Origin of the sequence: Virgibacillus siamensis (assembly GCF_900162695.1) — a bacterium.
GTDB lineage: Bacteria > Bacillota > Bacilli > Bacillales > Amphibacillaceae > Lentibacillus > Lentibacillus siamensis_A.
Genome location: NZ_FUIH01000007.1, coordinates 2,224,854 through 2,240,482 on the forward strand (window position 1 = coordinate 2,224,854; position 15,629 = coordinate 2,240,482).

The following is a 15,629-nucleotide window of genomic DNA, read 5'->3' on the forward strand; positions in this document are numbered from 1 at the left end:
TTTCAATCACTTTACTTAAAAAATGCAAACCAACCCTAAGGAGGAATTTATAATGGCAAACGTTACATTCGCATCTGAAGTAACATGGAGTGGAAATGGAGTTCTTTCAACGGCAGATGTGCAAGGAAAGAAATTTAATATTGATGAACCAAGAGAACTCGGTGGCACTGATCAGGCTCCAAATCCGGTGGAGTATTTGCTTGGCGCACTGGGAGGGTGCATCAATGTACTGGTAACTTCATTCGCGAAGCAATTTTCGGTTGAAGTAAAGGATCTTAGCGTACACATCGAAGGGGATCTCGATCCGGATGGTTTTCAAGGGAAAAACCCTAACGTTCGACCGGGATATCAGGAAATACGTTATCGAATTGACATCGATTCTCCATCCCCGGATGAAAACGTAAAGGCCTTAATTGAGCACGTTGAAAAAGTTTGTCCAGTCAAAGATACATTACAGGGAACTGCCGTAAAGAACCTGAATTATATAAGTGCCACCTGATTGGAAACCAATTATTTATGTCACATGCACAGTTTAAACTCCTTTTAGAGAAGGAAGAAACTAACTAAAGGAGTGATTCTGTGACACTGACAAATACGCAGTTAAATGAGTTAAAGAATGACCTTTTGAGTATGAGAAAAAACTTGAAGGAACAGGATTCTGCGGAACAGGCAGTCGAAAATGATCCAGACGAATTGAATGTTGCAGATAACCATCTTGCGGATTCCGCCGGGGCTTTTGTGGACCGCCAGCAGCAAATTGCGGAAAGCAGTTTAAATGAGGAGCAGTTAACCCAGGTAAATGAAGCACTGGAGCGAATAAGCGATGGCAGCTATGGTATCTGTGTGGACACTGGAAAGGAAATTCCATTTGAACGGTTGAAAGCAATTCCGTACACCAAACGAACTGTCAAGGCTGAAAATAGTTACAGAAGACAGCAGAATCAGACGGCAACAGCTGCAGACGACAATACCAGTAAGCTTCTAAAGCCAAGCGGTCAAATGGAAGACTCCAGAAACCGCACACTTGAACGAATTGAAAAGGAACACAATACAATTGAAAGAGCGGATGATCCATCCCGATTCAATGAAGAACCAAACGACCAGACTAAATGGTAAATTAAACAGCGCGCCATTATCCCAAAGAGGCTGGGGCACATCAAAAAAGTGTAATCCAAAAGCCGAACAATAAGTATATTTCCGGAGCGGCTATACGCTCCATTTTCGAATTTGTTCGTTCGGTTTTTTCTTTTTAATAATACACTTTGGCCCAGCCCCTCCATATAAAAATCCACGCAACCTTAATTTGACATAGCCTGTCACCTGTCGAATTTTGTCACCCATCAAATCCTTGGCGTTTCTTTTTGGCTAGTTTTTGACGGTCTATGGTACCTGGCGGCTGCTCAAGCCAGTTGTTTTGTATCATAATATCCGCACCGCTTTTCGATAACCGGGCAACTTCCAATGACAAACGCTCATAATTGATTACTAAATCAGAGCGCTGACTGGCTGCTGCTGCTGTGGCATAGTTTCCAATCCCCGATGACATAATCAACGACATGTGAAACATCGCCAATTTATCGGAAAACGTTTATGTTGCTGAGTTGCTTACCCCGACATCCGGCAAATGCGGCGGTTCAATATTTTCATTCACCAACATATCCGCGAAAATCTGCATATCTTTTTTTGAAATTTCTCTTCCCCGCAGCATAAACTGCTGAACATCCTTTGTTGGTGACGTTTGTGCAAAGGCTAAACATAATTTAATCCCAAGGGAATTTGTCATTACATTAAAATACAAATGTGAGATTTCGATTGCATTTAGTGGACGCTTATCCCCAAATGGATTAATTCCGCTATAATACTTTTTGCTATCGACAAAATCAGTTCGCTTCGGCAGCTCAATATAAGGATGTCTTGAATTTACACCTTTTTCAAGCGCCACTCCCATTGATAGGTTATAAAGTTCATTTGTTTCAATCAAACACCGGGAGAAATATTGACGCATGTCATCCCGATAGGACATGGAGGAAAATCCGCTATACGTTATCATTCCAACCTTTGCCATATGATTTACATATGTAAGGCAAAACAAATCGGTAAAAAGCCAAGGCGCATCCATATTGATATCACTTTCTGTAAATCCGACTGGAATTTCACACTTTTCGTCCTCAAAAACAGCCTCAAGTTGCTCCAAATGTTTTGCCGATATATCATAGGCATGCTGTAAAACCGGTTTTATATCCGAATCCTGTATATCTTTCAGCATAAATCGCAACATACAGCGTGCCATACTATCATTCATATAACCCGTCCACAGACCCGCAATCTCGGAAGAAGTCAGATGAATCTTATTTTCACCCATAAAAGAACCTCCTGCAAAATCCATTAATACAAATATTATTCGCAACAACATACATCTTATACGAAACCACGGATTTCCATTCGATATTTTACAACAAAATTCAGGCGGCGCCTGTCACCTGTCGAATTTCAGCTGATTACATACTGTACGAAGCCTTTTGCGTTGGCGTACAGGGCAGCTTGGGTTCTGTCGGTGAGGGCAAGTTTTGCTAGTATTTGACTGACATGTTTTTTTACGGTGTACTCTGTTATGAACATTGACTTTGAAATTTGTCTATTCGAATACCCCTTACCCAGTTCAATTAATATTTCCATTTCCTTCGGAGTCAGCTTTTCCTGATATTCTTCTCCGGCAAAATGGTCCGCGGCGTTGATCACAAAATCCATTACACTGGGGTCATAATATTTGCGTCCTTTACTGACTACCTTTATAGCATGAAGCAATTCTTCCGGATAAGCTTCTTTTAAAAGGTAACCATCCACCCCCAGCTCTCGTGCCCGCCGAAAGTCCAACTCACATGTAGAGGATGTCAAAATGATAAATTTACATGTGGTTCCCTGATTCATCAATTCCGTTATCAGGTCAAATCTGGATTCATCGGCCAATTGAGCGCCAACCAATACGATTTCCGGGTTGACTTCCGCAAACAGTTCCACTGCTTGTTCGTAACTCCCTGCTTCTCCGGCAATATCGAATGTATCGTCCAATCCCAGTGCAGATGCCAATCCTATTCTGATTAATGGAAAATCATCAACAATTACTACCTTCATGAATACAGCCACCCCTTATATAATATTTGGGACGTATTTCACAACTGCGAGCATCGTCCTGTTATCGCTATCCTAGTCTATTATATCTAGTTCCGGAAGAAAATTTTGTCGGTTCCTGTAAATGTTAGCTTCTATTTTTGCCGAATACTATCAAACATTAGAGAAACATGGTAAAACTATCCCTCAAAAGGAGTATAACTACGTTGCAAAGCCCCATAAAAAGTAGACTAAAGTGACCAAAAAACCCCTCCAACGCGTGACGAGAATACAACTGTGTCCGCTTACACTTGAGTTATATACCACATCAGAACATATCGATTCAGGGGGTGAACACCCGTATTCCTACTATCCAAAGAAAGGAAAGGTGATTTTGAAAAAAACAATCGCTGCACTGCTCGTTCTCAGCTGTCTGCTTGGATTTGCCACCATATACGCAGCACCTAAATTATGGACAGGGCAACCGTTAATGGATAACGCGAAAATCAAGAAGCAGATAAAAACAGTCAACATAATAACTGATAAAGAATTAGCAGCTTTCCAAACGTTTTTGCGGGAACAGAAGAAACAGTCCACCATAAAAATAAATCGAAACATTATGCAATTCTCTCACGCCTCATCAGACCAAACACGGCAACGTATTAAAGGATATCGGGATCAGTACACGGAAGCATTAAAGGGGATCACAGCAAATCATGATCAGAACCCGCTAAAAGACTTTGCAGAAAAAGAACGTCACCGACTGCAATCCGAAATAGAACAAGACATTGCGGATGCACTTGCTGACAGATTAACTAAAACAAATCAATAAAGGGGAGAATACGATGAAGTCGTTAAAAGGAAAAATAATTGCCGGAACAATTGCTGCAGGTGTGATTACAAGTGCCGGGGCGGTATTTGCAAACACAGATGCAGGAAATGTTTTGCAGGATTGGTATGATGGAATGTTTCAAGACAGTGTTCAAACCATACAGGATGAGGCTACTGCGTATGGGACCGAACTTCTTCCGGAATTACAGGCTGAATACAACGGTATAAAAGAAGATGCAACTACTGACATCAATGCTACCAGGGATACGGAAACAGGTGAATCCATAGCTGCAATCAACTTGACCAAGGATAACCACCTCGAATCACTCGGTTCAAAAAAGCAGGAAATTTTAAGCAATATGGAAAAACAATTTTATGACGTTTATATGGAAGGCTGGCTGGAAATTCAGCGACTGGCGGATGAAGGACAGGCATATGCGGAAAATGACCTGACAGACCATACGGGGGCAAAAGGGCAGGAAGCGGTCAATCAGGTGACAGCAGACTTAACGACGGCAACAGATGCAGCTGTAATGGAACTGGAAGAAGCCATCCGACAGGCTAAAGAAGAGCTTTCCGGTCAGTTAACCCGCTATTCGGATATTACAGTGAAAAATCTTAAAAAAGGCGTTGACTTTGCAATTCTTGAATTACGTGAAGAAGTAAACCGGATTACCGACGAACTTGTAGCACAGCAGCAGGAAATTATCACAGCAAAAGCCCAGAACCTGGAAGATGCCGCGAAGGCCGAAATGGATGAAGTTGTTTCCGGTATTGGTAACTAATATTATCTCACAGGGCCCGCCAATTGGGCCCCGGTGATTTAAAACGGAGGTATCCCATGATTTCGCGAAAAGAAAAACACCGAAAAAAACGGTACCCTTCAATCATCAAACTGCTGATGGGATTTGTGACTGCGATCGTACTGATTGGAAGCAGTGTGACCGTTTCCTATGCTGATCAGAGTATCGAATCCCTTTTAACAAACTGGTTTTCCACACAAAAGGAAAATTCCATTGATGAAATTCAGCAAGCTATTGATAAAGAGCGTGTGAAGCAAACTACCCGCTTGGAAAAACAGTTGCAGCAGAAGATCCAGCAAGCCGAAAAGAACCTCGAAAAGTTTACCGAAAAGGAAAAAAAGAAAAGAGTCACTGAGTTGCAGCACTATGCAGACCAATTAATCAATCAAATGAAAATCGATGAATCCAGCCAAAAGAAAAAAATCCAACAGAAACTGAATGAAATCGTAAAAGAGGCCAAGAACACCATGCAAACTGTAAACACCCAAGACAGCACCACCTAAAATTCGACAAAATCCAGGTGGTGCCTGTCACCTATCGAAACAGGTGCCCCTTTTATTTTTTCATTGTATTGCTGAGTTTTCCGATTCTTTCTATTTCTACAGTTATTGTATCGCCGTCCTGCAGCCAAACCTGTTTGGATTCATCGTAACCCAAAATAACGCCTTCTGGGGTGCCTGTTAAAATAACATCACCCGGTTTCAATGTCATATACTGGGATATGTAGCTGACAATTTCTTTGCATGGGAATAGCATGTCCCTTGTATTGGACTGCTGACGAATGTCACCATTTACAGTACAGCTGATATCCAAGGCATTTGGATCCTGAATTTCATCTGCCGTAACAATGTGCGGCCCCAATGGACAGAATCCATCCAAACTTTTGCCAAGCAGCCATTGATTCGTCCGAAACTGCAGATCACGCGCACTCAAATCGTTTGCTGCACAATAACCGAAGACATAATTAAGTGCACTCGCTTCATCCACATTTTTTGCCTCTTTTCCGATTACAATAGCCAATTCCGCTTCATAATCGATTTTTTCCGCATTATCCGGCAGTTGAACCGTGTCATTATCCCCTGACAACGCATTTCTGAACTTGTTAAAGAGAATCGGAAATTTCGGGATCTCCGAATTAGTTTCCGCTGCATGTTTACCATAATTTTTCCCAATACATATTATTTTACCCGGGGCATCGATAGCAGGGCCAAGATCAACCTCGGATTCTTCTATGAATTCCCCTTTATTAACTGCCTTACTACTTAAGTCGCCCAGCGCATCAATAGAAAAATTTTCAATCAGGGATTTAACATCTGGCACTTCTGGCATAAATTCCGACAAATCCACAATGCCCTTATCTGTTACAATCCCCGGATGCGTCCCTTCTGTTGTTCGTATCGTTACCAATTTCATTGTTTCGTCACTCCTTCATAGTAAGAAATATATCTTTCGCCCTCTTTAATCTAGTATCACCGCGAGAATGGAAAGACCTATAACATTTATTCGACACACAAACAAAACATTCCTGCCCCATCCAAAAAATAAGCCACCAGTCAGCACAACCAGCAGCTTTAAATTATTCGACATAATTCAGGCAGCGCCTGTCACTTGTCGAATTTTATTCAAGTTTTGTTTTGGCGATTTTGCTGTCCAGGGCTTCGTAATCATAGTAGTTAATGGTTTCATATAGTTCTTTTCGGGTTTGCATGTCAGCCAGCATCCCCTGCTGGGAGCCTTTCTCCATGATTTCCTGAAAAACACGTTCATACGCTTTTGCCGCGACCCGTAACGATGTAACCGGATAAATCACCATGCTGTAACCGAATTGGGCAAATTCCTCAGCGGTATAATATGGAGTCTTGCCGAACTCCGTCATATTTGCCAGCAGCGGTGCATTAACGGCTTTTTTAAACCGCTCAAATTCCGTATTATCCGTCAGTGCTTCCGGAAAAATACCATCCGCCCCTGCTCTTACATACGCATTGGCCCGCTCAATCGCTGCATCCAATCCTTCCACTGCGTTTGCATCCGTTCTTGCCACCACAATGAGTGAAGGTGCAACTTCCTTCAAAATCCTGATTTTTTGTACCGCTTCTTCTGTGGTTACCAGCTTTTTTCCATTTAAATGACCGCATTTCTTCGGTAAATCCTGATCTTCAATCTGCACAGCAGCCACCCGGGCTTCATACATTTCCCTCGCCGTGCGCGCGACATTCAAAACGCCGCCATAGCCTGTATCAATATCAACTAGCATCGGCAAGTCTGCAGCCCGGATAATTTCTTTAGCCCTATCTGCGGTTTCTTCAGAAGTGACCATGCCAAGATCAGGAAGTCCCTTGCCAGCCGTAAATGCTGCACCTGAAAGATATAACGCCTGAAATTCAGCGCGCTTCGCCATCAATCCGGCCATTCCATCATGTGCACCGGGTAATTTTAAAATCTCATCAGCCAGCATCAATTCCTTAAACCTAAATGCAAGTTCTTCCTGTGTAGACTGCTTATCTGTTAACCAGCTCATTGTTTTCACCCCACTATCATTAATTATGCATGACGCCCATCAATTCACTTATCGGCATCTGCATTAGCTTATCCTCATCCGTTAAACAATCATAAATTTCCGCGGCTTGTTTCGCAGCAAAATGAGTTTCCACATTGTTACGGAATTTTTCAAGCAGTTTTGGAATCCCTTCATCACGCCGGAAACGATGCCCAAGCGGATATTCCCGGATAATTGTATCTGTCGACGTTCCATCATTAAAATGTACCTTGACAGCGTTGGCGATGGACCGTTTTTCGGAATCGAGATAGTCCTTGCTGTACCGTCTATCTTCCATCACCTCCATCTTATCACGGAGCACATCAATTCTCACATCAGCTGCCGCTTCATCCTCATAATGATCTGCCGTGATATTTCCAAATAGCAAACCGATTGCTGTAATGTATTGAATACAGTGATCACGGTCTGCCGGATTATGCAGTGGACCTGTTTTATCGATGATCCGAATTGCTGATTCATGGGTCGTAATGGTGATTTTTTTAATCTGATCGAGTCGATCAACCACCTGTGGATGCAGTTCAACCGAACATTCAGCTGCTGTTTGCGCATGAAATTCCGCTGGATAGGAAATTTTAAACAAAATGTTTTCCATTACATATGATCCGAATTTCCGGCCAAGCGTCAATTCCCTTCCACCAAACAACACATCTTGAAATCCCCATTCAGGTGCTGTTAAAGCTGTCTTATATCCCATCTCACCATTAACGGCCATCATTGACAAGCGGACACCACGGCTGGTCGCATCACCCGCGGCCCATGATTTTCGAGAGCCGGTATTAGGGAAATGACGATATGTTCGTAAACTTGAATTGTCAACCCACGCATTGGATACCGCATTTATGACCTCGTCGTTAGTCCCCCCAAGCATTGCTGTAACAACTGCAGTAGTCGCCACTTTAACAAAAAGCACATGGTCAAGCCCTTGTCGATTCAAACTATTTTCCAGTGCAAGGATGCCTTGAATTTCATGGGCTTTAACCGTTGCATGCAAAACACTATCCATTGTCAGCGGCATTTTACCCTCCGTAATACGCATACGGCTTATGTAATCAGCCACAGCCAAAATTCCGCCAAGGTTATCTGACGGGTGTCCCCATTCGGCCGCAAGCCACGTATCATTGTAATCAAGCCAACGTATCATTGTCCCAATATTAAAGGCAGCCTGTACCGGATCCAATTCATAAGGAGTACCCGGAACCCGGCTGCCGTTTGGTACAACTGTTCCTGGAATAATCGGACCAAGGTGCTTGGCACATTCCGGATATCGCAATGCTAAAAAGGCGCATCCCAAGGAATCCATAAACACATACCTTGCTGTTTCCACTGCATCTTCACTAACTGCACTTTCATCCAGTACATATTCGGCTATTTCCTCCAACAATAAATCTGCCTTCTGTAATTCATTTTCTGCCATTTTAAATCACCCTTTTTTACCAATAATATAAAGCGGCAATAACCGCCATTATCAAAATTATAAAACTGGAAAACACCCCTATTACATATTGTTCTTTTTTGGTAAATACTCCTGTTTCAAATGCGTAAAAAGTCGTTGGTGAATGGATTGGCAGCACCATCATACCACCAATAATCATCACAACCAGAAAGGATAGATTAACAGGAGCAATCCCGATTAATTCCGCATAGGAAATAACAATCGGAAAAATAACAATAACTGCCGAAGAAGGTACAACAAATAAAAACCGGAGCACAAAAATAAACAATGCAATAAATAGAACTTTGAGAACCATATTTCCGTCCTGCGGCACGAGTTCAAGCAACTGTTCGGCAAGTTCTTTAGCCGTACCATTCCTGCTCATCAGCATCCCAAGCGAAAACGATGCCCCAAGTAAAAGAAAGTTTTCCCAATCATAGCTTCGAATCACGTTATTATTAATCAGTCCCATCTTTGGCAATGCATACAGCACTACAAGCAGCATTGGGGGTAAAACCAGTGGAACCTGTTCGCGATCCGTAATTATCCATGCAACAATCATCAGTAAAAAACCAATTACCGCAATCCAAAATACGAGTGGCATGGAAACCTGTTCCTTTTCCTCCAAAGGTAATTCCTGGCGCTCATCCCCCCATTCATCATCTTTCGCTGTGGCTTTTAAAAAATGCCACACAAAAATCGTTACAATTAATAATCCGAACCATAATGGTGGTGCAATCCTACCGAACCATTCAAGCCAGCCAATGTCCGCAACCCCATAATCGCTTAAAAGCTGTGAAGCTAGTACCGGAAATCCACCACCAGTAAATATAATCATTGTGGCATTTTGGTTCATCATGCCGATGACATACAGACTAAACTTCTTAAATAGACTTTTTTCACCAAATCCAAAATACGTATTCAATCTTATCAAAAGGGGTAAAAGGATTTTAAACCGGGCAACGGCTGACGGCAATATGATCGGCAATACTGCAATAAAAACCGGAAGTCCACAAACTATCGGGCCAGGACCGCTCCTGCTGATTTTCACCAGCAGTCGAACAATAACCCGGTCAATCCCAACCTTAACAAGTGAATGGCTAATAAAGGAAAGCATAATGATGAAGTAGAGTGCTGGTGACAAGAATCCAACAACTGCTTCCTCTACTCCATCTGCAAGACCAAGAAGCATCATCAAAGCAATCAACAGGATACTTGTTGCACCAGAGGGCAATGGCGATGCCACCCAAAGATAAACTGCTGCAACAAGAAGCCCTAGTGTCAGCTTCTGCACAGTGGAAAATTCTGCTAACAGGCTGTCTCTTGTCAAGAAAAATAGGGACACCATCATTATAAAGAATGAAATTCTCCATTTCATGTGATCACTTCTGTTTTTTCAGTTTGTTATTACGAATCAGTGGTACTGTAAAGGATAAAAACGCCAATGCCAGCATACATGCTGCAATCGGACTAGTGAAAAATATAGAAAAACTACCATTTGAAATAGTCAATGACTGCCGGAATGCTTGCTCCAGCATTCCTCCCAAAATAAATGCCAACAGGAGTGGTGCAGCAGGAAACTTGATTAGGCGCATGACATAACCAATAATCCCAAATGCCAGCAGCAAGTATAAATCAAATGTGCTAAAACTGATTGCATATACACCAATCACACAAAATACAATGACAAGTGAAATGAGCAATGGCCGTGGCACAAGCAAGATTCTTGATAAATATGGAATTAATGGCAGATTCAAGATTAATAGAATGACGTTTCCAATGTACATACTCGCTATAACACCCCAAAAAACATCCGGGTGGTCGGTCATTAAAAGCGGCCCCGGCTGAATACCAAGCACTATCAGCGCACCAAGCATGACTGCGGTTGTTCCTGATCCTGGTATACCAAGGCTTAGCAGCGGTACAAATGCACCATTATTTGCTGCGTTGTTTGCGGTTTCCGGTGCTGCCACTCCACGGGCAGATCCTTTCCCGAATTCCTCGGGCTTTTTGGATATTTTTTTTTCGGTAATGTATCCCAGAAAAGAGGAAATCGTTCCGCCTGCTCCGGGAAGCACACCAACGAGGAAACCGAGAACAGACTGACGTCCCATCGTCGGTGCCAGTTCTTTGTAATCTTTTTTGGAAAGCTTTAAACTTCCCACGTTATGCATATCATCCATTTTTGCTTTTCTTCCCATAATCAGCGAGGTAACCTCTGCCAACGCAAACAACCCCAATGCGATGACAAGAAAGTCGATACCCTCCAGTAAGTGCGGATTTCCGAAAGTAAAACGCATTGTTCCTGTCTGGGAATCAATCCCGATTGTTGCAATCATTAATCCAATAACCCCGGAAATCAACGCCTTGATGGTGGAACCTTCCGCCAGACTGGATATCGCTGTAATTCCAAGCAGCATTAATGCAAAATATTCCGGTGGACCGAAAGAGACCGCTACTTTGGACAGTAATGGCGCAAAAAACGTAAGAAACAAAATACTGATGGTACCACCAACAAACGAACCAATCGCTGCAATCGCAAGCGCTTTACCGGCCTTTCCTTGCTTTGCCATCGGATAGCCGTCAAACGTTGTTGCCACTGCCTCCGAAACTCCCGGGGCATTCAGCAGAATTGATGATGCGGCACCTCCATATGCTGCTCCATAGTAAACACCAGCCATTAAGAGCAGAGCAATTGCCGGATCCATTCCATATGTGATGGGAATCATCACCGCAATCGCGGTAATCGGTCCAAGTCCAGGGATCATACCAATGATAGTACCAACTACAACCCCGATAAAAACAAACATAAGCCCATCAAAACTTAGTGCAACCTCAAACCCTTGGACCAGTCCTTGAAAAACATCCATGATGTGTTAACCTCCCTTTTTAAAACGGCAATATCCCCGTTGGTAATTGAACTTGTAAAAAAGAATCGAATAATAGGTAAATGAATATTGGTACTGTCAGCGATACAATCCCATTAATAATATGTCGTTTGTATCCGAGGAATAGAGAACAGAAAAATAGAAACAGTACAGTTACCAAAATAAACCCAATAATTTCGAGAAGAAAAATATACAGAATGATAAATCCAACCACCCCAAGCACAATCGGCAATTCATTTTTGGGGATTCGATCATTTGTGTCACTTTCCTGATCCTTCGTAAAAAATAATGCGGCTGCAAGCCCCAGAAGAATAAATCCAATTCCTATCGGGACCATATCTGAATCCACAGGTACATAGGCATACGCTGGAAGACTGAAACTGAGAATCAGGTAAAACACCGCCAGAGCCATCAAAAACAGGGACACTTTCTTATTTGTCGTATTGAACACATGTACACCACCTTAAGGAAAAGAGCCAATGCAAACATTGGCTCTTTCAAGCATTTATTTTGCAAGTCCGAGTTCTTCCAAAAGTCCTTTAATTTCTTCTTTTTCCTTATCAAGGAATTTCTTGTATTCCTCGCTATCCATGTATTTTTTAGTCCAACCATATTTCTTTCTTACTTCCGCGAAGGCATCCGATTCACTTAACTCTTTGAATTTCTTTTCATAATATTTGACAGCGGCAGGGTCCATATCTTTTGGACCAAAGAATCCGCGCCAGTTAACAAATGTTGCATCAATTCCCTGTTCCTTTGCCGTTGGAAATTCGGATAGCACATCCCCTTTCAAACGTTCAGGTGCGGTGATGCCAAGCACTTTGATTTTGCCGGCCTTTACTTGCTCAACTGTTTCAGCAATGCCTGTCGAATAAACGTCAACACTGCCATTTAGAAGTGATGTCAATGCTCCCCCATCTTGGTCGGAAACATATTTGATTTTTGTAATATCCACACCCGCTGCTTTAGCAATCTTTACAAATTGAATGTGGTCCATGCTTCCCGGTGAAGATGCACCGACAACCGTAATCTTAGACGGATTTTTTTTCATGTCGGCAAACAGTTCGTTTAAGTTATCCCACTTAGCATCCGCTTTAACCGCAAATGCACCATAATCAGCAATCATGTTGGCAATTGGTGTAAAGTCTTCATGCCCGTATTGGGATTGACCATTTAAAGGAACCAGCAAGATCGGTGGCGAAGATACGAATAAATTATACGGGCTGTCTTTTTCTGTAACATATGCCCAGCCTACAGCACCGCCTCCTCCCGGCTTGTTAACAACCCCAATATCCTGTTCAATGATACCGGTTTCCCCGAACATTTTGGCCACCATACGGGCTGTCGTATCCCAACCGCCGCCAGCACCGGCCGGAGCAACAATTTCAATTGGTTTTTCGGGTTTCCAATTCCCATCACCCGATCCGTCTGAACCACTCGCTTTCTCATTACCTCCAGAGCAAGCAGTTGCAACAATCATAATTAAAATAAGTACAGATGCTGCAAAAAACTTCTTCATTTAATCTCCCCCTCGTTTGAATTTAGGTACAATTTCAACCTTGTGTATTACTATAATTCAGAATTATAAATTTGTAATCGTTTCCAAAATAAACGATAATAAAGATTTAATGTGTATTTTGTTCATTTTGTCCACAGTGGTTTAATTAGCCATTAAAAAAACACCCCAACGCTTGTTAGGATGTCTTATCCATCAATGTGTATTTACGTTCAGGGCGGCCAACAATCCCATACTCAAGGTTAGCCTGCACTTCCCCGACAGAAATTAAATATTCCAAATACCTTCGTGCTGTTGTCCTTGATGCTCCAATTTGCTCCCCCATCTCTTCCGCCGTGATTCCCGTTTCCGTACCCTTCATAATCTCCTGAATGTTTTTCAAAGTCAACGGGTCGATTCCTTTTGGGGTTGGCTTAGATGTCTGAGTTTGGTCATTGTGGCCAAAATAATCATCCAATAAGGATTGATCCACTTCCGGTTTATTTATAAATGCTTTTTTTGTCCGTTTATACCGTTCAATCGTTTCTGTAAATCGGTTCATTTCAACCGGTTTTATAATATAATCAAAAATTCCGCTCTTGATTGATTTCTCAACCATCTCTTTTTCAGTGGCAGCCGAAATCATAATAACATCTATGCCGTGATGAATTGCCCGTATTTCGGCAATAAGTTCGGTTCCAAGCATGTCCGGCATATAAATATCCAAAAGCACTAAATCAACCTGATGGTCACGAATCAATTTTAAGGTATCACTTCCGGTTAATGCTTTCCCCACAACTTTTACTCCGGTCACTTCAGTCAGGAATTTTTCATGAATTCCCGCTACACGAAAATCATCTTCTGCAATAACAACATGAATCATTGTAATCCCCCCAACAAATTTCAAGCGTATTTATCTTTATGCAACTTTTTGGGCAAAAACACAGTAAACACTGCTCCGCCTTTGGTCTGATTATGAACTTCAACATGCCCCTGTAGTTCATCGACAACTTCATTTACAGTAGACAGTCCGTAACCTCTGTCAGTACTCCCTTTACTTGAATAGCCTTTTTGAAAAATCCTATAAATACCGGGAATATTGATACCACTGCCTGTATCGGAAATTTCAAAAACAACATCCGATCCAAGGTCCGTTGCGAAAAAAGTCACCTGCTTGCTGCTCGCGGTATCCACTGCATCGATTGCATTATCAATCAGGTTTCCCAAAACCATAATCAACTGGGACATACCGATATGGCTTGGCACCGCTTGCAGGGAACTATCTGAGTCAATCACCAGGTCAACTTTCTTCTCGGACGCTTTCCCCATCTTTCCGAGCAGAATTGCCTGCACAGTTCGATCCTCTATCTGACCCAGAAGCACTTTGTTTTGTCTGCTGTGAAATTCCGATTCCATGTGAATCAGCTTAATTGCCTCATTATAATGGCCTAACTGGAGTAGTCCTGATAACACATATAATTTATTTGTAAACTCATGGGTCTGTGCCCGCAGATCTTCGGAATACCTTCGCACTTCAGACAGTGTATTAAGCATTTCATTGACTTCAGTTTTATCCCGGAAAGTGGATACAACACCAACAACTTCTTTATCCTTAACAACAGGAGTGCGGTTTACAATCACGTTACGGTTACGAAAAATCATTTCCTTGTTCATATCTCTATTTCCAGTTTTCAGCACATGATACATTTCAGTATTTGGAAGCACATCTTCTATCTGCTGACCGGTACAGTCTTCCGGTAACCCCAGAATACGCTGCGCAGAATGATTCACCATGGTAATTTTTCCTTGATTATCAATGGCAATAATACCTTCCGAAATCGAAAGCAGAATTGCCTGCCGTTCCCTATATAGCGACGCAATCTGATACGGTTCAAGCCCCAGAATATCTTTTCTGATATTCCGGGAAAGCATAATACCGCCTACTATTCCCAAAAATACAATAATAAGTGCAAAACCACTCACTTTTATTAACTTTTCCAAGATTACTGACTGGACATCATTAATCATGAATCCGACAGACACGATGCCAATAATGTCACCGCTATCATTTAAAATAGGTGCCTTCCCGCGTAACGATGGCCCAAGACTTCCTACCGCTTTTGATGTATAGTATTCCCCATTAATAAGTGCCTTGCCATTATCACCACCGACCATATGCCTGCCAATTTTGTATGCATCCGGATGTGAATATCGAATACTGTCCGCATTCCCGACAACGATAAATTCGGCACCGACCTTTTTACGGATTTTTTCAGCAATCGGCTGGATTACTTTTGATGGTTCCTTCATTTCAAATGCTTCAATAATGGAAGGCATAAAAGAAACCGTTGTTGCTACCTGAAGTGCACGCTGCCCCATATTTTTCTCCGTCTGTTCCATTTCCATATACGCAATAATACATGTAAATGCCAATGTTACAAATAATATAAGTGATATAATCAATGTTAGTATTTTTGTTTGCATCGAAACTTTCATCATTGCTGTCACGATCCCC

The 15,629-nt window shown here is 42.2% G+C and carries 15 protein-coding genes and 1 pseudogene; 5 read left to right on the forward strand and 11 right to left on the reverse strand.

The features are described 5' to 3' along the window. The first annotated feature begins 52 nt into the window (after window positions 1-52). Together B1K71_RS14900 and B1K71_RS14905 are read left to right on the forward strand one after the other, a co-directional pair. Window positions 53-499 carry an OsmC family protein gene (locus tag B1K71_RS14900; protein WP_077328420.1) on the forward strand — a complete coding sequence of 149 codons (447 nt, stop codon included), beginning with the start codon at window positions 53-55 and terminating at the stop codon, window positions 497-499. 80 nt (window positions 500-579) lie between these two features. Then, the gene (locus B1K71_RS14905) at window positions 580-1,116 is read left to right on the forward strand and encodes a TraR/DksA family transcriptional regulator (RefSeq protein ID WP_077328422.1); all 537 of its coding nucleotides are present in this window, start codon (window positions 580-582) and stop codon (window positions 1,114-1,116) included. A 217-nt stretch (window positions 1,117-1,333) separates the two neighbouring features. Here B1K71_RS14905 and B1K71_RS14910 read toward each other — a convergent pair. Both B1K71_RS14910 and B1K71_RS14915 read right to left on the reverse strand, forming a co-directional pair. After that, window positions 1,334-2,362: pseudogene (locus B1K71_RS14910) on the reverse strand (DUF3231 family protein). Window positions 2,363-2,490: 128 nt separating this feature from the next. Next, a complete protein-coding gene (locus B1K71_RS14915) occupies window positions 2,491-3,132 on the reverse strand; it encodes a LuxR C-terminal-related transcriptional regulator (RefSeq protein ID WP_077328424.1) in 642 nt (213 codons plus the stop codon). Window positions 3,133-3,502: 370 nt separating this feature from the next. Here B1K71_RS14915 and B1K71_RS14920 point away from each other — a divergent pair, with 370 nt between their 5' ends. From B1K71_RS14920 to B1K71_RS14930, 3 genes are read left to right on the forward strand one after another with little or no spacing between them, the layout of a single operon-like run. Further along, complete coding sequence (locus B1K71_RS14920; RefSeq protein WP_139343337.1) at window positions 3,503-3,940, forward strand: hypothetical protein; 438 nt, start codon at window positions 3,503-3,505, stop codon at window positions 3,938-3,940. Window positions 3,941-3,953: 13 nt separating this feature from the next. Next, window positions 3,954-4,724, forward strand: coding sequence for a hypothetical protein (locus B1K71_RS14925; RefSeq protein WP_077328428.1), 771 nt, complete (start codon window positions 3,954-3,956; stop codon window positions 4,722-4,724). Between the two features lie 56 nt (window positions 4,725-4,780). Next, a complete protein-coding gene (locus B1K71_RS14930; RefSeq protein ID WP_077328430.1) occupies window positions 4,781-5,245 on the forward strand; it encodes a hypothetical protein in 465 nt (154 codons plus the stop codon). Between the two features lie 52 nt (window positions 5,246-5,297). Here the strand turns inward: B1K71_RS14930 and B1K71_RS14935 are convergent, their stop codons facing one another. From B1K71_RS14935 to B1K71_RS14975, 9 genes are all read right to left on the reverse strand, one after another. Continuing rightward, the gene (locus B1K71_RS14935; RefSeq protein ID WP_077328432.1) at window positions 5,298-6,155 is read right to left on the reverse strand and encodes a fumarylacetoacetate hydrolase family protein; all 858 of its coding nucleotides are present in this window, start codon (window positions 6,153-6,155) and stop codon (window positions 5,298-5,300) included. 205 nt (window positions 6,156-6,360) lie between these two features. Further along, the gene (prpB, locus tag B1K71_RS14940; protein ID WP_077328434.1) at window positions 6,361-7,260 is read right to left on the reverse strand and encodes a methylisocitrate lyase; all 900 of its coding nucleotides are present in this window, start codon (window positions 7,258-7,260) and stop codon (window positions 6,361-6,363) included. Between the two features lie 19 nt (window positions 7,261-7,279). After that, the gene (locus B1K71_RS14945; RefSeq protein ID WP_077328436.1) at window positions 7,280-8,713 is read right to left on the reverse strand and encodes a bifunctional 2-methylcitrate dehydratase/aconitate hydratase; all 1,434 of its coding nucleotides are present in this window, start codon (window positions 8,711-8,713) and stop codon (window positions 7,280-7,282) included. A gap of 16 nt (window positions 8,714-8,729) precedes the next feature. Continuing rightward, on the reverse strand, window positions 8,730-10,109 hold the full coding sequence (locus B1K71_RS14950; protein WP_077328438.1) for an SLC13 family permease: 1,380 nt from the start codon (window positions 10,107-10,109) through the stop codon (window positions 8,730-8,732). Window positions 10,110-10,113: 4 nt separating this feature from the next. Continuing rightward, window positions 10,114-11,601: a tripartite tricarboxylate transporter permease gene (locus B1K71_RS14955; protein ID WP_077328440.1), complete on the reverse strand. Its 1,488-nt coding sequence runs from the start codon at window positions 11,599-11,601 to the stop codon at window positions 10,114-10,116. Between the two features lie 19 nt (window positions 11,602-11,620). Further along, complete coding sequence (locus B1K71_RS14960) at window positions 11,621-12,070, reverse strand: tripartite tricarboxylate transporter TctB family protein (protein ID WP_139343338.1); 450 nt, start codon at window positions 12,068-12,070, stop codon at window positions 11,621-11,623. Window positions 12,071-12,124: 54 nt separating this feature from the next. Continuing rightward, window positions 12,125-13,138, reverse strand: coding sequence for a tripartite tricarboxylate transporter substrate binding protein (locus tag B1K71_RS14965; protein ID WP_077328442.1), 1,014 nt, complete (start codon window positions 13,136-13,138; stop codon window positions 12,125-12,127). Between the two features lie 175 nt (window positions 13,139-13,313). Further along, a complete protein-coding gene (locus B1K71_RS14970; RefSeq protein WP_077328444.1) occupies window positions 13,314-13,997 on the reverse strand; it encodes a response regulator in 684 nt (227 codons plus the stop codon). A gap of 20 nt (window positions 13,998-14,017) precedes the next feature. Further along, complete coding sequence (locus tag B1K71_RS14975; RefSeq protein WP_077328446.1) at window positions 14,018-15,613, reverse strand: ATP-binding protein; 1,596 nt, start codon at window positions 15,611-15,613, stop codon at window positions 14,018-14,020. Window positions 15,614-15,629: the final 16 nt, after the last annotated feature.